This is a genomic window from Flagellimonas sp. (assembly GCF_965222555.1).
Classification (GTDB): domain Bacteria; phylum Bacteroidota; class Bacteroidia; order Flavobacteriales; family Flavobacteriaceae; genus Flagellimonas.
Genome location: NZ_CBDCUG010000005.1, coordinates 608,324 through 627,792 on the forward strand (window position 1 = coordinate 608,324; position 19,469 = coordinate 627,792).

The following is a 19,469-nucleotide window of genomic DNA, read 5'->3' on the forward strand; positions in this document are numbered from 1 at the left end:
TATGACAACAACATTGACAGCATTTCAAGAAAATATAATACAAGGAATTCCTTCGGAGCTGCCCTCTAAAAAAGCATACCCGGAAGGTGGAAATCCAGCCCCAAAACGTAAGGACATTCTATCCAAGAAAGAAAAAAAGTTAGCCGTTCAAAATGCGCTGCGTTACTTTCCAAAAGCTTGGCACCAGGAGCTGGCCACAGAATTTGCTGAGGAGCTTAAAACCTATGGCAGAATTTATATGCATCGATTTAAGCCAAAATATAGGATGTATGCCCGTCCAATTTCTGAGTATCCTGCAAAAACCAAGCAAGCTGCCGCCATCATGTTAATGATTCAGAACAATCTGGACCCTGCCGTAGCGCAACATCCGGAGGAACTCATTACTTACGGAGGCAACGGGGCTGTATTTCAAAATTGGGCGCAGTACCTGTTGACCATGAAATATTTGGCCGAGATGACGGAGGAACAGACTTTGCACATGTACTCGGGACATCCGATGGGCTTATTCCCTTCTTCGAAGGAAGCGCCAAGAGTGGTTGTGACCAACGGTATGATGATTCCCAACTACTCCCAACCCGATGATTGGGAAAAATTCAACGCGCTTGGCGTTACCCAATATGGTCAGATGACCGCTGGTTCCTATATGTATATTGGCCCACAGGGTATTGTTCATGGAACGGCAATTACCGTAATGAATGCTTTTAGAAAAGTATTGGACAAAGGAGATTCCCCTAAGGGGAAAGTGTTTTTAACCGCCGGTTTGGGTGGAATGAGCGGTGCCCAACCCAAAGCGGGAAATATTGCCGAATGTATTACCGTTTGTGCCGAAGTGAACCCAGAAGCGGCTAAAAAAAGACATGAACAGGGATGGGTAGATGAGTTGTTGACGGACATCTCCGAGCTTGTGCAAAGAACAAAAAAAGCCATTGCCCAAAATGAAGCAGTTTCCTTAGCCTATATCGGAAATGTGGTGGAGGTTTGGGAACGATTTTATGAAGAAGATGTTTTTATCCATTTAGGTTCCGACCAAACTTCGTTGCACAATCCATGGGCTGGGGGGTATTATCCCGTTGGACTATCTTTTGAGGAATCCAATCTGATGATGGCCGAAAATCCAGACGAATTCAAGAAAAAAGTTCAGGAATCACTGCGAAGACAGATTAATGCAGTCAACAAACACACAGCAAAGGGCACGTATTTCTTTGATTATGGCAATGCTTTCTTGCTTGAAGTATCACGGGCTGGCGGTGAGGTCATGGCAAAAAATGGTATCGACTTTAAATACCCGTCCTACGTGCAGGATATCTTGGGGCCCATGTGTTTTGATTATGGTTTTGGTCCGTTCAGGTGGGTCTGCACTTCAGGGAATCCCAAGGACTTACAAAAAACCGATGCCATTGCTTTGGAAATCATGAAGCAAATCAAAGCAGAAGCTCCTGAGGAAATCCAACAGCAAATGCAGGACAACATTAAATGGATTGAGGAAGCAGAACAGAACAAATTGGTGGTTGGCTCGCAAGCTCGGATTTTATATGCCGATGCCGAAGGCCGAGCTAAAATTGCAGATGCCTTTAATACTGCTATTGCTACAAGTGAAATATCCGCTCCGGTAGTTTTAGGTAGAGACCACCACGATGTCAGCGGTACAGATTCTCCCTTTAGGGAGACCAGCAATATTTATGATGGGAGTAAATACACGGCAGATATGGCCATCCACAATGTAATTGGGGATAGTTTCCGGGGAGCTACCTGGGTTTCTATCCACAACGGAGGCGGTGTTGGCTGGGGCGAAGTGATGAATGGTGGGTTTGGAATGGTGCTCGATGGTTCGGAGGAAGCTTCAAATCGATTAAAAAATATGTTATTTTATGATGTCAATAACGGCATTTCCCGAAGAAGTTGGGCACGAAACGAAGAAGCTTTGTTTGCTATCAAAAGAGAAATGGAGCGAACTCCAAATCTTAAAGTAACTTTACCAAATCTGGTAGAAACCGATATTTTAGACCATCTTTTTGATGCATAATGAAACATTACAGCAAACCTAAAAAGGATACTTGGCAAGGACGAACTAGCAATAAGAGCCTTTATCTTCATGAAAAAGTGAAGTGCGTTCCCTTGGAAGAAATTCCAGAACCGCCAAAAAAGTCAATCACCTTATTGGGGTATGCTTGTGACGAAGGTGTAAAACGAAACCAAGGAAGAATTGGAGCTGTAAAAGGCCCTGATGTCATTAAAACTAGTTTTGGGAAATTGCCCAACCATCTTCCCAGCCATGTACAGTTGTATGATGCAGGCTCTATCACCTGCAAAAATGAGGATATGGAAGCGGCCCAAAATGCACTTTCCGAAGCCGTAACCATACTTTTGGATAACAAACAATTTCCCATTGTTTTAGGTGGAGGGCATGATATTGCGTATGGACATTATCACGGCATCAAAAATCACCTCGATTCAAAAAAAGAAGGTCAAACCATCGGAATCATCAATTTTGATGCGCATTTCGACCTTCGAAAGAATGCTCCCAATAACAATTCGGGTACACCGTTCTATCAAATCGCGATGGAGTGCCAAGAAGAGAACAGCAATTTTAACTACCTCTGCTTGGGTATCCGTAGAGATGCCAATGACCGCTCTCTTTTTCAAACTGCAAAAGATTTGGATGTCAATTTTATCCTATCAGATACTTTCCAAATCCAGTTTTTGGATGAAATCAATACCTGGATTAATGCTTTCATCAAAACGGTGGATAAAGTCTATGTGACCATAGATTTGGATGGATTTTCTTCAGCCTATGCGCCAGGAGTCAGTGCTCCCTCACCTATGGGTTTCACTCCCCACATTGTTTTGGAGTGCCTTAAGACCATCATCAGTTCGGAGAAATTAATTAGTATGGATCTCGCCGAAATGAACCCAAAATATGACATTGATGGACAAACGGCTAAATTGGCTGCTTCCATGATGCACTTTGTAATGCACACCTTGCACAAAGCTTGATCCAAACAAAAAAAGCCTTCCATATGGAAAGCCTTTCATTGGCGAACATCATTTTTGATGTTTCAACCTGATTCCAATCATATAGATTGAAATCCAACACAACGGGACAAAGATAACAAAGTTTTATTTCAATATAGTTTGATATCAATTTTCATTTCAAAATATGCCTATTATTTGTATTGAGTACATTTAAAATCTTTCCCAACATCTTACAACCTAGCCTGCAAGCAACATTATGTCTCATCTTCTTATCGCTGTAAAAATTATAGGATATTCCTTTTTGGGTGCATTGAGAATAAAAAAATGGTCCAATAGGAATAAACCCATTGGACCAATACTTTGCCGTCCTTACTTAATAACAACGGTATATTTAGCCTCTTTTTTATTCTTTTTATCATTTTTATCGGTTGCTGAAACCTTAATCCTATAAGTTCCCGCGCTCAAATTGTGGTTTTTGGAAGCAAATATTCTTCCTTTGGAATCTATCTTGAAACCACCATTTTTTGGGTTTTTGAATTTTTTCTTTTCTTTATAAATGCCAATAAATTTAAAAGTGACCGAAGCAGATTTTGGACTCAATACTGCATCCTTACTTGTAAATTCAACTTTTTGTTTACCATCTAACTTGTTAGGGGAATAGGTTAAAGAATTTAACCTGGATTTAGATGTTTCAGATTTGGAAACAACTATTGTTAACATGGCTGTTTTTGTGTTCTTTTTATTCTTCTTGGCTACTGCCGTAATTGTTAGCTCATAAGTTCCTGCTTCCAGTTTATGATCTTTTGTTGCCGTTACCACCCCTTTAGAATCTATCTTGAAACCACCAATCTTGGGATTTGTGAAGTCTTTTTTATCTTTTGTTACTTTGGAAATTTTAAAGGAAACTGCCGCACCTTTTGGACTAATCGTTGCGCTCTTACTGATAATGGCCACTTTTGGCTTGGCTTCCAACTTGCTAGTGCCATATTTAATGGAACTCAATTTAGAGGTATTCCCAGGGATATCATCATCATCTTTACTGCAGGCCATAAAAACCGCTGATATGATTAAGATAAACGACATAAGCTTCACTACTCTTTTCATAATTAAGATTTTAAGGATTAATACTTTTTATTAATATCCTAACAACAAGCTATTTTTCCTTTACCCTATTTTTTTGTGAAATTTAATATTGCCTCCCAAAAATTCTTGTGACAAAAGGTGTATTTCAAGGAGAACTCAAAATTTTGGTAGATTTTGATTGTCGAATTATTAATTGGATATATTCCATTTATTAGGAATTATTCCATAAATTAGCTGTTCCTCTCAACTGAACAATGGAAAAGACCATTCTACATCTAGATTTGGACACTTTTTATGTGTCCGTGGAACGCATCATCAATACTGAGCTTAAAAACAAGCCATTATTGGTGGGCGGCACCAGTGATCGAGGTGTAGTTGCTGCATGTAGCTATGAAACCCGAGGTTTTGGAGTGCACTCGGGCATGCCCATGAAAATGGCCAAGGAACTTTGCCCTGAAGCAGTAGTCATTCGAGGCAATGCGGGCACCTACAGCAAATATTCGGATGTGGTCACAGAGATGATCAAAGAGCATGTGCCGCTTTTTGAAAAATCGAGTATTGATGAGTTTTACGCAGATCTTTCGGGAATGGATCGTTTTTTTGGTTCTTATAAGTATGCCTCGGAGATGCGCCAAAAAATCATAAAGGAAACAGGGCTTCCCATTTCTTTTGGATTATCAGTGAACAAAGTTGTTTCTAAAGTGGCCACCAATGAGGCAAAGCCCAACAATCAATTGAAAATAGATTTTGGGCATGAAAAACCCTTTTTGGCTCCTCTATCCATTAAAAAGATTCCCATGGTAGGTGATAAAACCTATCAAACCCTTCGAAATTTGGGTATTCGAAAAGTACAAACAGTACAAGAAATGCCAATGGACATTATGCAACGGGTATTAGGCGCCAATGGGAGGGTAATTTGGAAAAGGGCCAATGGAATGGACAACACTCCGGTGGTTCCCTTTTGTGACCGAAAATCAATTTCAACCGAACGTACTTTCGACAAGGACACCATAAATGTGGTCAAGCTAAAGGGCATTTTGATTGCCATGACCGAAAATTTGGCCTATCAATTACGTCGAGGAGATAAATTGACGGCTTGCATCGCAGTAAAAATCCGATATTCGGATTTCAACACCTATTCCAAGCAATTGCGCATCCCCTATACCAGTGCTGACCATATACTCATTCCAAAAATATTAGAGCTGTTCAAAATCCTGTACAACAAGCGGATGCTGGTACGGTTGATAGGAATCCGATTTAGTCATTTGGTCTCAGGGAATTACCAAATCAATCTTTTTGAGGATACCGAAGAAGCCTTAAATCTCTATCAAGCCATGGATTATGTGAGAAATCGGTTTGGTAGCCGGAGTGTCATAAGAGCTTCTGCCATGGATGCCAAGACCATTGGTAGTATGCACAACCCTTTTAATGGAGAACCTCCTGTGGTTTTGGCACATCGGAAACAGTGAGCAATGAGCAATGAGCAATGAGCAATGAGCAATGAGCAATGAGCAAAATTAATTGACAACTGATAATTGTACCTAAACTGTCATACATATTACAGCCTGCGCTATGGAACATTTTCCGAACTGGAACTATTGGAGCTTGCCCAACAAAACCAAGTGACCCAATTAGTGCTCACCGACATCAACAACACCTCTGCCTGCCTCAACTTTGTCCGGAAAGCTCCAGAGTATGGGGTTAGGTCTATTTTGGGCATAGATTTTAGAAACGGTGTTGACCCCTGTTTTCTAGGAATTGCCCAAAACAACGAAGGTTATTTGGAGCTCAACAATTTTCTCTCCCATCATCTTCATGACGGTTTGGAAATTCCCAAACGAGCTCCGGTGTTTAAAAATGTATTTGTCATCTATCCTTTTGAACAGGCTTTGCTCAACGATTTACAGGATTTCTCAGACCATGAATTTATTGGAATTTCCATCCAGGATTTAAGGCGATTACCTTTTTCAAGGTTGGTTAAGCTCAAAGACAAGTTGGTTGTCCAACAACCGGTCACTTTTCGCAACAAGAACGATTTCAATGCGCATCGTTTGCTACGGGCCATTGACAATAATGCCTTACTAAGTAAGCTTCCAAAGGAAGAAGAGGCCAACGAAAATGAAAAAATGTTCCCTGTCCAAAATCTGGCAGCTGCCTTTTCAGAATTCAGTTTCATTCTGGAGAATACTGAAAAGTTGCTCAATCGCTGTAACATTCATTTCGATTTTTCAAAAGGCCGGAAACCCCAAAACCTCAGTAGTTATACCGAAAGTGTGGAAGAAGACGAAAGACTTATTGAAAAGTTATGTTATGAGGGTCTTCCCTATCGATACAAAGAGATTGATGATTCCATCCAGAATCGATTGGACAAGGAGTTACATCTCATCAAAAAAATGGGGTTTGTTTCCTATTTTCTTATCAATTGGGACATTGTATCCGAAGCACAACGGAGAGGATTCTATTATGTGGGACGTGGTAGTGGTGCCAACAGTATTGTGGCCTATTTGCTCCGCATCACCGATGTGGATCCTATGGAATTGGACCTCTATTTTGAGCGTTTTATCAACCTTTACCGTACCAATCCACCAGATTTTGACATCGATTTTTCTTCACGGGACAGGCCTGCCATGACCCAATATATCTTTGAGCGTTTTGAAAACGTGGCTCTTTTGGGCACCTATGTCACCTTTAAAGAACGGGGGGTAATCCGGGAATTGGGTAAAGTTTTTGGGCTTCCAGCACAAGAAATTGATTTTTTGACCACAGGGAGATACAGTCCTTCGCAACTGGACAGCATGTCCAAACTTGTCCTTAAATATGGAAAGCTTTTAAAAGATAAGCCCAACTACCTGAGCATACATGCAGGAGGGATACTGATCAGTGAAAAACCTTTGCACTGGTTTTCGGCCACCCATCTTCCTCCCAAAGGGTTTCCCACCACCCAATATGATATGGTCATTGCCGAGGATGTTGGTCTGTACAAATTCGACATCTTGGGCCAACGGGGATTGGGCAAGATCAGGGAAGCGTTGGAAATCATTGCCTATAATCAACCTGAAAAACATCAAGAAATCGACATTCATAATATTAAGGGCTTTAAAACGGATACCACTATAAACAACCTCATCAAAACGGCTCAATGTATGGGGTGTTTTTATGTGGAATCGCCAGCCATGCGGATGCTGCTCAAAAAATTAGAGGTGGATAATTACTTGGGATTGGTAGCCGCCAGCTCCATTATTCGGCCAGGGGTGGCCAAAAGTGGGATGATGCGAGAGTATATCTTGCGGCACCGTGATAAAAGCAGGGCCAAAGAAAAGGCGCATCCGGTTATGCTTGATATTATGCCAGATACTTATGGGGTAATGGTATATCAGGAAGATGTTATTAAGGTGGCCCATTACTTTGCCGATTTGGATCTGGGGGAGGCCGATGTCCTCCGTCGGGGTATGAGTGGAAAATTCCGTTCGCGGGAAGAGTTTCAAAAAGTAAAGGACAAATTCATTTCAAATTGTAGAAAAAAGGGATATCCTGACACTATTATTTTTGAAGTGTGGCATCAGGTGGCCAGTTTTGCAGGCTATGCCTTTGCCAAAGGGCACTCAGCTTCGTATGCCGTGGAAAGCTATCAAAGCCTCTTTTTACGGGCCTACTTTCCGCTGGAATATATGGTGGCCGTCCTTAACAACGGGGGAGGGTTTTATCGCTCCGAATTTTACATTCACGATGCCCGTATGATAGGTGCCACCATTCATCCTCCTTGCATCAACAACAGTAACATATATAATCGTATTTGTGACACACATATTTATTTGGGACTGATGTATCTCCGTGATTTGGAAAACAGGGTCATGGAACGCATCATCAAGGAACGAACCCTCAATGGAAGTTTTGCTTCTTTGGAAGATTTTTTGGACCGAGTCATTATTTCCGTGGAACAACTGGCTATTCTTATTCGGATTGATGCTTTTCGATTTACAGGAATCAACAAACATGAACTGTTGTGGAAAGCACATTTAATGTTGTCCAAAAATGACCGTTTGGAGCATCCCAAGCTTTTTCCGCCCAGACATCAAAAATTCCAGATTCCAAAATTGCACACCACTAATTTGGAAACTGCTTTTGAGCAATTAGAACTTTTAGGCTTTTGTCTTTGTACCCCATTTAAACTCTTGGCCGAGCCGCCCAAAAATTCCAATGGGCAACGGGACCTGCATCGCTATTTGAACAAGTATATTGATATATATGGCTATCTGGTCACGGTAAAAAACACCAATACCCATACCGGTAAGCGTATGCATTTTGCTACTCTTGTGGATCAGCATGGCGAAGTGTTTGATACTGTACTTTTTCCGCCAGTGGCCGCCAAATATTATTTTGGGGGCAAGGGTATTTACCGTTTTTATGGAAAGGTGGTAGAGGAATTTGGCTTTTTGAGCATTGAGGTCATAAAAATGCAAAAGCAGGATTATATTCCCGACCCTCGTTATGCTGATATGAAAACGAGCAAAAAAGTATTCGACAGTAAAATTTCCAATACCCTAAACGAGTCTAAAACAGATGTTTTACCCACTTAGCAATTCGCTCGGGCAATTTGTATGGAGCATAGCGTAAAGGAGGGTCTATCCAACGGCCTCTTTTTACAATCGCTTTTTTATGCGAAAACACATCAAAAGAAGTTTTACCATGATAGGCACCTACACCGCTGTGCCCCACTCCTCCAAAAGGCAGGTTTTTGTTGGCAATATGGATTACCGTATCGTTGATCACCCCTCCTCCAAAACCATACTGGGCAATAAACTTTTTTTGAGAAGCTCTTCTGTTTGAAAAAATATAGGCCGCCAATGGTTTCTCATACCGCTTGACGATCTCATCAATATCAGATTCTTCTTCATAGGATAAAATAGGTAGTATAGGTCCAAATATCTCTCCTTGCATCAAAGGACTATCTAAATCTGGTTCATCAACCAGAGTAAGGCCGATAAAATTATCCTCGTCCATGGTCTGACCTCCATAAAGTATTCGCTGACCTTCCAAAAGTGATCTCAAACGACCATAATGCCGATCATTGACAACTCGAGCTAAATCTTGAGATTCTGCTTGATTTTCTCCATATGCTTCAACAATCTTATCCTTGAGTTTTTGAACCAATTTTTCTTTAACTGCATGGTGTACCAAAAGATAGTCGGGTGCAAGACAGGTTTGGCCCAAGTTCAGGGATTTGCCCCAAATAATCCGCTTGGCCGCAAGGGATATACTGGCTGTTTCATCTACAATACAAGGGTTTTTCCCTCCCAATTCCAACGTAACTGGAGTCAGGTGTTTAGCTGCACTTTCGTATATGATTTTCCCAACCTGCGGACTTCCAGTAAAAAAGATATGGTCCCATTTTTTGGATAATAGTTCTTGGGACACTTGGACCCCACCTTGTACAACAGCTACATATTCAGGATCAAATACATTTTTAATGATTTTTTCAATGATTGTCGCTGTATTTGGTGTCAGTTCGGAGGGCTTCACAACCACAGTATTGCCCGCAGTAATTGCCCCCACCATGGGAGCCAAAGTCAATTGAAAGGGATAGTTCCATGGAGCAATGACCAGCACCTGCCCCAATGGTTCCCGGTATATATAATTTCTTGATGGAAAATTGGCCAAATTACCTGAAACCCTTTCTGGCCGGGCCCACAACTCCAAATTTTTAAGCATGGTATTGATTTCGGCCAACACAAATTGGGTCTCCGCAATAAAGGTTTCAAACCTTGGCTTTTTGAAATCGGCATAGATAGCTTCGGCAATGGCATCTTCTTGCCTAACAATTTCATTGCGCAATCGCTTTAGGGCATTTCTCCTAAAGGAGAGGTCCTTTGTTTTTTGGGATGAGAAAAATACTTGCTGTTTTTCGTAAAATTCCATGCTCGATTTGGTTCAATATCCTTACCAAAATAGATATTCTTTTTGAATTCATCAATCTTCATCCATGGCCAAAATATATTCGGCCACAGCCATCTTCGCATCATCGGACAAATAATCTTGCGGCGGCATTTCTGGGTAGTCTTCCCTTAAATTTTTTGGATTGTTGATATAGTCTACTATGCCTTGAGGGTTTCCATTATGAATGGCCTGCATAATCTTGGTAGGCACTCCTATCAATCGGGTGTTCCATGCATGGCATCCCGCACAAACCCCATAATAGGTAAGTTCTCCCAATTCTTCTTTGGAAACCGACCTTGGAGCCACAGGCTCCGGAAGCATATAGGTGTGTACATTTTTTGTATCCGATATAGTGGCCACACCATATCCATCAATCCCGAAGGCTCTGTATCTTTCTCTATTTCGAATTGTGCTGCCGACTCCCCCACCAACAGCAAGAATATCCGGTCCTTTTTGGGAAAGTTGAGTCAGCATCAAGGCTTTTATCTCGCCTACCGGATTATTGCCATTGTCTTGCATAAAGTTGTCCAAGATCACCACTCTATCCGGATTGGGCTCCGAGTTTGGGTCGTTGGAAAGATTGGCTCCCTGGGCCAAATCCACAATGGTAATCCCTGCGTTGTCGTTTCCAGTGATAATATTGTTTTCCACGATTACATCATCCGCGGCCATGATAAGAATCCCTGTTCCTGCAGGAATGCCAGCGACAATAGACCCAGGTGCTCCAAAATTTTCGTGGTTGTTGTTCACCACAAAATTGTTTCGGATAATTACATCAAAGGTTGTTTTAATTGGAAGCCCTGGGGTAACAAAAGCCAAAATACCTCCCGTATTGTTGTGGGCGTAATTGTTTTCCACCAAACAATGCCTTGAATTTTCTATTTCTATTCCAGCTACATTGTCGAATACCTCATTGTGCTTCACATCCACATTATCGCACATGCCCACATAAATGGCGGCGTCTTCTATTTCACTCAAAATATTGCCCTCAACTAACCCATTTTTACCATATTGGGGAAAGATGCCATAAACTCCAGTATCAATAATCCAGTTGTTGCGAAGCACAAAATTGTTTCCGGCCTGCCCCATGATGCCATTACCTTTATATTCGATAATCTTGAAATTTTCAATCAGGATGTTGTTACCAGAATATAAAAAGGCATCATTCAACTCTTTTTTTCCATCCAAAGTGGGCCACTCCCCTTCTTCAATGATTCCTTGGAGTGCAATGTTGTCCTTATCGATATAAACAGTCTCATTATAGGTGCCCGGATATACACGAATCAAATCGCCATCACTCGCTTCCGCAACTGCATCTTGAATGGATTCACCATCATTCACTTCAATAATATTGCCTTTATATGTAGAAAGATTGACCGTCTCAGTGCTGTCATTACTTATTTGGGCACCGCTATATCGTAACCCAGAAGGCAATGGAACAATGGATTCGGAGGCATCCATACCAAAAAAAGTTTTCCCAAGGAATATTCCAATGGCCAGTAATAGAATGGTTACAAGAAGTCTTGATACAATTTTTTTCATTTTTATATTGAATTAAATGGGTGATTTATTGGTTATTCCGGGTAATACGTCAGGTGGTTTGGGCATAAAGGATTCATCGGTCAGCGTATTCAGAAAATCCACTAAGCGGTCCAGCTCATAATCGGTAAGTTGAGGCTCCCAAATATGCCAATGCAAAATCAAATCCTCGTCTTTTGGCACAGCATGTCCTCTTCCTCCGGTGTAAAAAGCCACCGTTTCCCTTAAAGTTTCAAATCGACCTGAATGCATATAGGGCGCCGACTTGGCAATGTTACGAAGGCTTGGCACCTTAAAACCGCCACGAAGTGTCTTATCCCTCGAGGGAGTTTCCGCTCCAGGATCCAAAGGCAATCCATCAGGTTCAGGGCTTCCAATTACTGCAATTTGCTGATTGGTGAACAAGGGCGGGGTATGGCATTCGGCACATCGAGCCACAAAGGACCGGAACACGTTAAGCCCTTCAATTTCTTTTTGATTCAGTGCCTGATGGTACCCGTGCGCATATTGATCATATTTACTGTTCAATGAAACCAGGGAAGCTTCAAAAGCGGCCAAGGCCGTATAGATTTCATTGAGTTGTATGGAATCTCTATCCACCTTATCAGGGAAAGCCTGAGCAAACAAGTTTTTGTAATTGAGATTATCGTTCAAAGTTTTAAGCAAGTTTTCCGGAGTATTCCCCATCTCTTCTTCGGAGTACAATGGCCCTTGCATCTGTTCTTCCAAAGATTTTGCCCTGCCGTCCCAAAACAACAGCTTTAAATAACCTACATTCCAAAGTGATGGAGCGCTTCTTTTACCTTTTCTGTTGTGAATTCCAACGCTAGTCGCCCGCCCATCAGCAAACCCTTTTTGGGGATCATGGCAGGTTGCACATGAAATGCTACCATCTCCTGAAAGTGCTGGGTCGAAAAAAAGATAACGTCCCAAATCAATTTGCTCCGGGGAAAAACCTTCACGAAGTTTGGGCAATGCCGTTTTCAAACCTCCAACGCCTAGTTGATTTTTAAGGCTATATTGTTTGTAAAGATTTTGCGAGATACACTCGTTGTTCTTATTCTTCTTAAAACCCGGAGGACAATCGGAACTTAAATCCTGCACGGTAACATAGACATTATTTTCTGGTCTCATATTCGCCCCATGAAACAACCATCCCAACAGGACAACCAAAAATATGGGCATTCCCACTTTAATTACACGTGTGTTTCTTTTTCTGTCTGGAATCACGAAGGAATTGAGCTTTTGTAACGGATTCTATTCGATAAAAAATACCAGGCCTAGCCTAATAATGTATTTATCATGCCTAAAATAGGATGGTAATTTTTAATAATGAAAAATCAAATGGTTTTGTGATAAAGAGGGTCTATTCTGGTATGAATAGGGCCATTATCACGCAGGAAGTTTAGCTTTAAAGCTTTCGCGATACCCCGTAGAAACGGCAAGAACTTCATCAGGAATATGTTTAACTGTAATGGCGTAGCCTTTTTTTGTCTTTTTGGCAGAGGCCACATAAGACATATTCACCATATATGAGCGGTGTATTCTAATAATTGTAGGATAGTTCATTTTGTCCTGTAAATCCTTAAGACTTCCCCTAACCAATTCCCTGGCCACTTTTTCTCCTTTTAAATAATAGAGTTCCAAATAATTTCCGGCAGATTTAACGTAAATCAGTTGTTCATATTTAATCGCCAAAACAATCTTGTCATTTTCTCCTTTTATGACCAGCATATCGTTTGCCTCTTGTTTGGAAACATCAAATTGGTGTTCAAGTTCGGTAACTTTATTAACCTTTTCCTTAACCCAAAAAAAAGCAAGAATCAAAACATAGGGGACAACGGTAACCAGTCCCACTTGCCAAAGTGTGGTCAAAAAATCATCCCATTTTTGACGAAAGGTTTCCAACTCGGGTTGATACAATAGATGAAAAATGTATGAAATCAGCAAAATCTCAAACAATCCAAAAAGAACCAAACCGTAAAGTTTAAAATGGTTCAATTTCGCCAGTTTTCGGATACCGAATTGAGTGATCAGGAGAATGCCAGAACCAAACAGGATGTATTCATGAATTTGACTTTTCCCCCACTGGTTAATATTGAAAGGAGCATATACCCACAAAAACATTAGGGAAAACAGGCTCACAAAACCGATTAGAATAAGTCGATTGCGCGAAGTATCGAGATATGGGACATTTTGCTTCAGTATTTCTTTAAGGTTCTTCATGTTTGAAGCGCAAAGACTTATCGGTTGAACAGATAATCTTTTCCTTCGAAACTACTAAAATTAATTAAATGCGAATCGCTATGACAAAAATGTTCACTTCTATTTAAAGGCTGGAATGCCTGTGATATCCGCACCGGTAATCAATAGGTGGATATCGTGAGTACCTTCATAGGTAATTACACTTTCCAGGTTCATCATGTGACGCATAATACTATATTCGCCCGTGATTCCCATTCCGCCCAATACCTGTCTCGCTTCGCGGGCTATTTTGATAGCCATTTCCACATTGTTTCGCTTGGCCATAGAAATTTGAGCTGTAGTTGCCCGACCTTCATTTTTAAGCTGACCTAATCTGAACGCCAATAATTGGGCTTTGGTAATCTCAGTGATCATCTCGGCCAATTTCTTTTGCTGTAACTGCGTAGCAGCAATAGGTCTCCCAAACTGGATACGCTCTTTAGCATATCGAAGTGCTGTATCGTAACAGTCCATCGCCGCTCCGATTGCTCCCCAGGCAATTCCGTAACGAGCAGAATCCAAACAGCCCAGCGGAGCACCCAAACCAGTTTTGCCCGGTAATAGGTTCTCTTTTGGAACTTTTACATTATCAAAAATCAATTCCCCAGTGGCTGATGCGCGCAAAGACCATTTATTATGTGTCTCCGGGGTCGAAAAGCCCTCCATTCCACGTTCCACGATCAATCCGTGGATTCGTCCTTCTTCATTTTTAGCCCATACCACTGCTACATCTGCAAATGGCGAATTGGAAATCCAAAGCTTGGCGCCATTCAACAAAAAGTGGTCGCCCATATCCTTGTATTTGGTTTCCATTCCACTAGGATTGGACCCATGGTTGGGTTCCGTAAGTCCAAAACAGCCCATCCATTCACCTGTGGCCAATTTTGGCAAGTATTTTTTACGTTGCTCTTCAGTTCCGTATGCAAAAATGGGGTACATCACCAAAGAAGATTGCACGGAAGCCGTGGAGCGAACCCCACTATCCCCTCTTTCAATTTCTTGCATAATCAAACCATAACTGATTTGATCTAATCCAGCACCACCATATTCTTCTGGGATATAAGGCCCAAAGGCCCCAATTTCTGCCAACCCCCCAACTATTTCCTTTGGAAATTCTGCTTTTTGGGCATATTCTTCTATGATGGGTGAAACATCTCGCTTTACCCACTGGCGGGCAGCATCACGCACCAATTTATGTTCTTCTGAAAGTAAATCATCAAGATTGTAATAATCCGGAGCTTCAAATAAATCTGGTTTCATGCAAAAAAATTTGGCTAAAGGTACTAATGAATAACCACAGAACAAGCTGTTTTTGTTACATTTTTAAGTAGAAATCTTTAGTCAGGTCCACATACTCTTTGGTGTATTGGTGACGGTCCAATTCAATGGTCAATTCATCCATCTGGGTTGTTTCTTTGGAAAAACCAAATTCCAATAGACTTCGCTTCACATCCGCATTTGGATTTCCTTTGACCCTGGTTAATCTTCTGGGAAAAAGTTGAAAGTTTTCTGCCAATCCAACAAAGTTTTTTTCTTCTTTATATGGAATGATCACTGAGAAAACACCATTTGGCGACAACAATTTGGAAACTCCCTCTAAAAGTTCATCAAAAGGAAGGGAATTGTTTTGACGTGCCTTATCCCGTGCCTCATCCCCACTTGAAACTTCTTCAGCATAAAAAGGCGGGTTTGAAACAATCAAATCGTATGTGTCTTCTATTTCCTCCGCAAATTCATCCAAACCTGCATGGTAACAAAATAGTCTGTCCGCCCACAGTGAAGCCTCAAAATTTTCAACACATTGCTCATAGGCCTCCTCATCCAATTCAATGGCATCGACAAGCTCTGCACCACAACGTTGCGCCATTTGCAGGGCGATTAACCCGGAGCCAGAACCTATATCCAAAATGGAATTTGGTTTTCTCTCCAAAGAAGTCCAGGCGCCCAATAAAACCCCATCCGTACCTACTTTCATGGCACAGCGATCTTGGTTAATGGTGAAATGTTTAAAATGAAATGGTTTCATTGCTCTGCACTAAACATCAAATTCCAAAAGTCAGCTTCGCCTTTATTTGATATTTGGAATTTGTTATTTGGAATTTTGGTTCAACCTTCCCGGCTCTCTAGTTTCCGTTCCTTCCAGTTCAAGTAATGAATCTCCAAGCCTTGTTCGCATAGCGTTTGCCAACAATTTGATTTTCTCCACAACTTCGGGATGTTCGGTGGCAACATTTTTGGTCTCACTAATATCATTTTCCATATCATACAATTCAATTTCCTCCATATCAATCATACGATATTCTCCCGGAAGACCGTCTTTCCCTGGCTCTTGCCCATCCATAGTACGGTAACGATGGGGAAAGTACAATTTCCATTTCCCGTAACGCACTCCAAACATTTCGTTTACGCGATAGTAAAAGAAATAAGCTTCTTGAATAGGTTCTTTACTCTCACCTGTTAACACCTTCCAAGCACTTTTACCATCAATAGTCTTTTCTGGCAATTTTGAATCAGTAAGCTCGGCAATGGTAGGCAAAATATCAATGGCCATCACGGGAACACTAATTTCCTGTCCTGCTTTTAGTTTAGCTGGATATTTCATGATGAAAGGTTCTCGCTGACCACCTTCCCATGCGGTACCCTTGCCTTCACGAAGTGGCAAAGCACTCCCTGCATGGTTTCCATAGGATAGCCAAGGCCCATTATCTGAAGTAAAGATTACAATTGTATTTTCTTCGAGGCCATTTTCTTTTAAAGCATTCATGATTTGACCTACGGACCAATCAATTTCCATGATCACATCACCATACAATCCTCTTTCAGATTTTCCCTTGAACTTATCCGAAACAAATAGAGGTACATGGGGTTGTGGATGTGGCACATACAAAAAGAAGGGATTATCCTTATTTCTTTTGATGAAATCCACACTTCTTTCCGTTATCTGGGTTGTAAGTTGTGACTGCTCTGTTAACGTATCGATTACAGTTTCATTTTCATATAAAGGCAGATCGGGAAAATTGAAAATAGGACCTTGCTGCGGGTGAAACGGCCACATATCATTGGAATATGGAATGCCAAACCACTCGTCAAATCCGTGTCTTGTAGGTAAGAACATTGGGTGGTGCCCCAAATGCCATTTGCCATAAATGGCCGTGGCATAACCCTTTTCTTTGAGCATTTCGGCCAGTGTGGTTTCAGAGGAATTTATTCCATGGGTATTATCAGGACCCAAAGCATTGTGAATACCAATACGATTGGGGTAGCATCCGGTCAAAATTCCTGCCCTGGAAGCGGAACAAACCGCCTGTGCCGAATAATAACTGGTCAGTTTCACGCCCTCCGAAGCCATTTGATCTAAATATGGGGTTTTAATATTTGGAGAGCCAAAAACCCCTACATCTTGATAGCCTTGGTCATCGGTAAAAATCAATACAACATTGGGGGGTGATTTGGGCTTCTCTTCTTGAACAGCCTTCTCTTTACAGGAAAGAAAACAAAAAACTAGGGCAATAAAATAATAGCGTTTCATGGTTTGGAATAAAAATGGACATAAATATAGCTTTAATAGTTATATCAGTTCAATTTGTCGATCCATAAACTCAAACGGCCCATCTGTTAGATCAGAGGTCAATCTTCCTTGTAGTCATTTTACATTCGTGGCTTATTTCTAAATAATCAAAATAATAATTATGAAAAAAATCTTTTATGTTATTGTAGTTACAATAGCAATGACCCAATGGTCCCATGCACAGGAAGAAAATAAATTTCGAGCAGGACTGGATTTAGGATATGCCATTCCTGATGGAGGGGGTGGAATTATCATTGCCCTTGAGCCCAAATACAATATTGCGGACAATATGAATGTAGGACTACGGATTGAATCTGCCGCCATGGCCAAAAATGTTAGCTCCGACGGAATTTCGGTAGAAAGCAATATAGCAGCAAGCTCTTCATTCACGGGTACTTTTGACTACTATTTTGCTTCTGGAAGTTCATCCTTTGCTCCATTTTTAGGTGCAGGAGTTGGTTACAGCTCGTTGGCCAATGTTAAATTAAGTATTGGTGAACTTTCTGATGAAGCTGAAGTAGATGGTAAATTTGGAGGACTTGTCCGCACCGGATTTGAATTAGGGAAACTGCGATTGGCCGCAACTTATAACCTAATTGGCAAGTCTGATGTGAATGGCTCCGAAATAAAAAACTCATACATCGGAATCTCATTAGGTTTTTACGTAGGAGGTGGTAAATGGAAAAACTAAAATATTACCTAACATGTATTAAAAAGGGGAGCCAAATTGGCTCCCCTTTTTAAGTTGTACTTTTTTCCCAATTAATCCCCCAGATAAAGATCCACCAACCCCTCCGGAGTCTTTACATAAATGGTCTTTGATTCTCTATCGACCTTGGTGATGATATCATCGCTTATTGGAATCAACAATTCCTTTCCTTCTTTTTCAGCTTCAAAAAGTTCTTGGGAAGCACTATCGTTTACAGCTTTAATAGTCCCGATATCTCCATGCACCTCATCCAGCAACGTAAAGCCAATCACTTCGTGGAAATAAAACTTGTTCCCGGTAAGCGGAGGGAGCATTTCCAAAGGAAGGTATAATTCAGAGCCTATGATCTTATCTGCCGAGGATTCGTCTTTCACCTCTTCAAAATCAATGCGCAACAATGCTGATTTGTGTAGTCTACACCGGTCAATAAAAAATGGAACCAGATTGTTTCCCAATGAAACAAAAACTGATTCCATGTTTTCGTAGATTTCAGGTTCGTCGGTATCGAGTTTCACCAATACCTCGCCCTTAAAACTATATTTTGAAACGACTTTGCCCAGGTAGAAGCAATCTTCCTTGCGCATAGTCTGAGTTTTTACTCTTCTTCCTTGCTAGCTTCTTCAGCAGGAGCAGCCTCTTCGGTTTTAGCTTCTGGTTCAGCAGCTTCCTCTTTAGCTGGCTCTTCAACAGCGGCAGTTTCTTCTGCCACAGCTTCAGTAGTTTCAGCCACTTCTTCTGCAGTTTCCTCTACAGCTTCTTCTTCTGGCAATGCAGCAGCAGCTCTTTTATCGCTAAATTCCTTCTCAGCTTCCAAAGCTTTTGCTTTTGCATCCGCCTCAGCTTTGCTCAAACCATCTTTTTTAGCCTGTACCGCTTTTTCTTTTTCTTCAACCCAAGCATTGAATTTTTCCTCAACCTGCTCTTCGGTCAAGGCGCCTTTTCTAACCCCACCCAACAAGTGGTGTTTTAATAAAGCTCCTTTATAGGATAGTATTGCTCTTGCAGTATCGGTAGGTTGCGCTCCATTGTTCAACCATTTAACAGATCCATCTACATCCAAGTCAATTGTGGCAGGATTGGTATTTGGATTGTATGTTCCCAATTTTTCCAAAAATTTACCGTCTCTTTTTGATCTGGAATCTGCAGCAACCACCCAATAGAATGGTTTACCTTTTTTACCGTGTCTTTGAAGTCTAATCTTTACTGGCATATCACATTAATTTGTAGGGTGCCCGACCCTGATTATTAATTCTATTTTAATCGCTTTCTGTTTAAGCGGGTGCAAATATAGCCCAAATCCATTAATACCCAATAGGTTTCTCTCTTTTTTATTCGTTGATAAATCTTGACAACTCTTTTTTATTAAACATGTCTTCTTATGTAATTTTATCTATTGCTTTTTTGACCTGTAAAATATCC

The 19,469-nt window shown here is 41.1% G+C and carries 15 protein-coding genes; 5 read left to right on the forward strand and 10 right to left on the reverse strand.

From position 1 onward, the window contains the following. The first annotated feature begins 1 nt into the window (after position 1). A complete protein-coding gene (locus tag ACOQO1_RS11250; protein ID WP_420602972.1) occupies positions 2-2,023 on the forward strand; it encodes a urocanate hydratase in 2,022 nt (673 codons plus the stop codon). Next, positions 2,023-2,994 carry a formimidoylglutamase gene (hutG, locus tag ACOQO1_RS11255; protein WP_420602973.1) on the forward strand — a complete coding sequence of 324 codons (972 nt, stop codon included), beginning with the start codon at positions 2,023-2,025 and terminating at the stop codon, positions 2,992-2,994. Before ACOQO1_RS11250 ends, hutG begins: the two co-directional genes overlap by 1 nt. 348 nt (positions 2,995-3,342) lie before the next feature. Here hutG and ACOQO1_RS11260 read toward each other — a convergent pair whose 3' ends face one another. Further along, positions 3,343-4,077 (reverse strand): hypothetical protein, encoded by a 735-nt coding sequence (locus ACOQO1_RS11260; protein ID WP_420602974.1) that lies wholly within the window; start codon positions 4,075-4,077, stop codon positions 3,343-3,345. Positions 4,078-4,310: 233 nt separating this feature from the next. On the opposite strand from ACOQO1_RS11260, the gene dinB reads away from it, so the two are divergent. Together dinB and ACOQO1_RS11270 are read left to right on the forward strand one after the other, a co-directional pair. Then, positions 4,311-5,525, forward strand: coding sequence for a DNA polymerase IV (gene dinB / locus ACOQO1_RS11265; RefSeq protein ID WP_420602975.1), 1,215 nt, complete (start codon positions 4,311-4,313; stop codon positions 5,523-5,525). Between the two features lie 66 nt (positions 5,526-5,591). Continuing rightward, a complete protein-coding gene (locus ACOQO1_RS11270; RefSeq protein WP_420602976.1) occupies positions 5,592-8,633 on the forward strand; it encodes a DNA polymerase III subunit alpha in 3,042 nt (1,013 codons plus the stop codon). On the opposite strand, the gene ACOQO1_RS11275 is transcribed toward ACOQO1_RS11270, so the two are convergent. The 7 genes from ACOQO1_RS11275 to ACOQO1_RS11305 all read right to left on the reverse strand — a co-directional run bounded on the left by ACOQO1_RS11275 (position 8,608) and on the right by ACOQO1_RS11305 (position 17,302). After that, positions 8,608-9,972: an aldehyde dehydrogenase gene (locus ACOQO1_RS11275; RefSeq protein ID WP_420602977.1), complete on the reverse strand. Its 1,365-nt coding sequence runs from the start codon at positions 9,970-9,972 to the stop codon at positions 8,608-8,610. The two genes, ACOQO1_RS11270 and ACOQO1_RS11275, sit on opposite strands and share 26 nt — an antisense overlap. 51 nt (positions 9,973-10,023) lie before the next feature. Beyond that, positions 10,024-11,532 (reverse strand): parallel beta-helix domain-containing protein, encoded by a 1,509-nt coding sequence (locus ACOQO1_RS11280; protein ID WP_420602978.1) that lies wholly within the window; start codon positions 11,530-11,532, stop codon positions 10,024-10,026. Between the two features lie 12 nt (positions 11,533-11,544). Then, complete coding sequence (locus tag ACOQO1_RS11285) at positions 11,545-12,759, reverse strand: cytochrome-c peroxidase (RefSeq protein ID WP_420602979.1); 1,215 nt, start codon at positions 12,757-12,759, stop codon at positions 11,545-11,547. Positions 12,760-12,921: 162 nt separating this feature from the next. After that, on the reverse strand, positions 12,922-13,755 hold the full coding sequence (locus ACOQO1_RS11290) for a LytR/AlgR family response regulator transcription factor (RefSeq protein WP_420602980.1): 834 nt from the start codon (positions 13,753-13,755) through the stop codon (positions 12,922-12,924). A 99-nt stretch (positions 13,756-13,854) separates the two neighbouring features. Beyond that, positions 13,855-15,033 (reverse strand): acyl-CoA dehydrogenase family protein, encoded by a 1,179-nt coding sequence (locus ACOQO1_RS11295; protein ID WP_420602981.1) that lies wholly within the window; start codon positions 15,031-15,033, stop codon positions 13,855-13,857. Between the two features lie 55 nt (positions 15,034-15,088). Beyond that, positions 15,089-15,799 carry a tRNA1(Val) (adenine(37)-N6)-methyltransferase gene (locus tag ACOQO1_RS11300; RefSeq protein ID WP_420602982.1) on the reverse strand — a complete coding sequence of 237 codons (711 nt, stop codon included), beginning with the start codon at positions 15,797-15,799 and terminating at the stop codon, positions 15,089-15,091. A 63-nt stretch (positions 15,800-15,862) separates the two neighbouring features. Then, positions 15,863-17,302: a sulfatase gene (locus ACOQO1_RS11305; RefSeq protein ID WP_420602983.1), complete on the reverse strand. Its 1,440-nt coding sequence runs from the start codon at positions 17,300-17,302 to the stop codon at positions 15,863-15,865. 160 nt (positions 17,303-17,462) lie between these two features. Here ACOQO1_RS11305 and ACOQO1_RS11310 point away from each other — a divergent pair, with 160 nt between their 5' ends. Next, positions 17,463-18,032 (forward strand): hypothetical protein, encoded by a 570-nt coding sequence (locus ACOQO1_RS11310; protein ID WP_420602984.1) that lies wholly within the window; start codon positions 17,463-17,465, stop codon positions 18,030-18,032. A gap of 71 nt (positions 18,033-18,103) precedes the next feature. Here the strand turns inward: ACOQO1_RS11310 and rimM are convergent, their stop codons facing one another. Continuing rightward, entirely contained in the window at positions 18,104-18,634 is a 531-nt protein-coding gene (gene rimM / locus ACOQO1_RS11315; protein WP_420602985.1) for a ribosome maturation factor RimM, read from the reverse strand. A gap of 11 nt (positions 18,635-18,645) precedes the next feature. Next, the gene (locus tag ACOQO1_RS11320; RefSeq protein WP_420602986.1) at positions 18,646-19,260 is read right to left on the reverse strand and encodes a 30S ribosomal protein S16; all 615 of its coding nucleotides are present in this window, start codon (positions 19,258-19,260) and stop codon (positions 18,646-18,648) included. Positions 19,261-19,469: the final 209 nt, after the last annotated feature.

What these genes read in the sequence shown, in the direction of transcription:
- ACOQO1_RS11250 (WP_420602972.1), top strand. Translation starts at nt 2, where the DNA reads ATGACAACAACATTGACAGCATTTCAAGAAAATATAATACAAGGAATT.
- hutG (WP_420602973.1), top strand. Translation starts at nt 2,023, where the DNA reads ATGAAACATTACAGCAAACCTAAAAAGGATACTTGGCAAGGACGAACT.
- ACOQO1_RS11260 (WP_420602974.1), bottom strand. Translation starts at nt 4,077, where the DNA reads ATGAAAAGAGTAGTGAAGCTTATGTCGTTTATCTTAATCATATCAGCG.
- dinB (WP_420602975.1), top strand. Translation starts at nt 4,311, where the DNA reads ATGGAAAAGACCATTCTACATCTAGATTTGGACACTTTTTATGTGTCC.
- ACOQO1_RS11275 (WP_420602977.1), bottom strand. Translation starts at nt 9,972, where the DNA reads ATGGAATTTTACGAAAAACAGCAAGTATTTTTCTCATCCCAAAAAACA.
- ACOQO1_RS11280 (WP_420602978.1), bottom strand. Translation starts at nt 11,532, where the DNA reads ATGAAAAAAATTGTATCAAGACTTCTTGTAACCATTCTATTACTGGCC.
- ACOQO1_RS11290 (WP_420602980.1), bottom strand. Translation starts at nt 13,755, where the DNA reads ATGAAGAACCTTAAAGAAATACTGAAGCAAAATGTCCCATATCTCGAT.
- ACOQO1_RS11295 (WP_420602981.1), bottom strand. Translation starts at nt 15,033, where the DNA reads ATGAAACCAGATTTATTTGAAGCTCCGGATTATTACAATCTTGATGAT.
- ACOQO1_RS11300 (WP_420602982.1), bottom strand. Translation starts at nt 15,799, where the DNA reads ATGAAACCATTTCATTTTAAACATTTCACCATTAACCAAGATCGCTGT.
- ACOQO1_RS11305 (WP_420602983.1), bottom strand. Translation starts at nt 17,302, where the DNA reads ATGAAACGCTATTATTTTATTGCCCTAGTTTTTTGTTTTCTTTCCTGT.
- ACOQO1_RS11310 (WP_420602984.1), top strand. Translation starts at nt 17,463, where the DNA reads ATGAAAAAAATCTTTTATGTTATTGTAGTTACAATAGCAATGACCCAA.
- rimM (WP_420602985.1), bottom strand. Translation starts at nt 18,634, where the DNA reads ATGCGCAAGGAAGATTGCTTCTACCTGGGCAAAGTCGTTTCAAAATAT.
- ACOQO1_RS11320 (WP_420602986.1), bottom strand. Translation starts at nt 19,260, where the DNA reads ATGCCAGTAAAGATTAGACTTCAAAGACACGGTAAAAAAGGTAAACCA.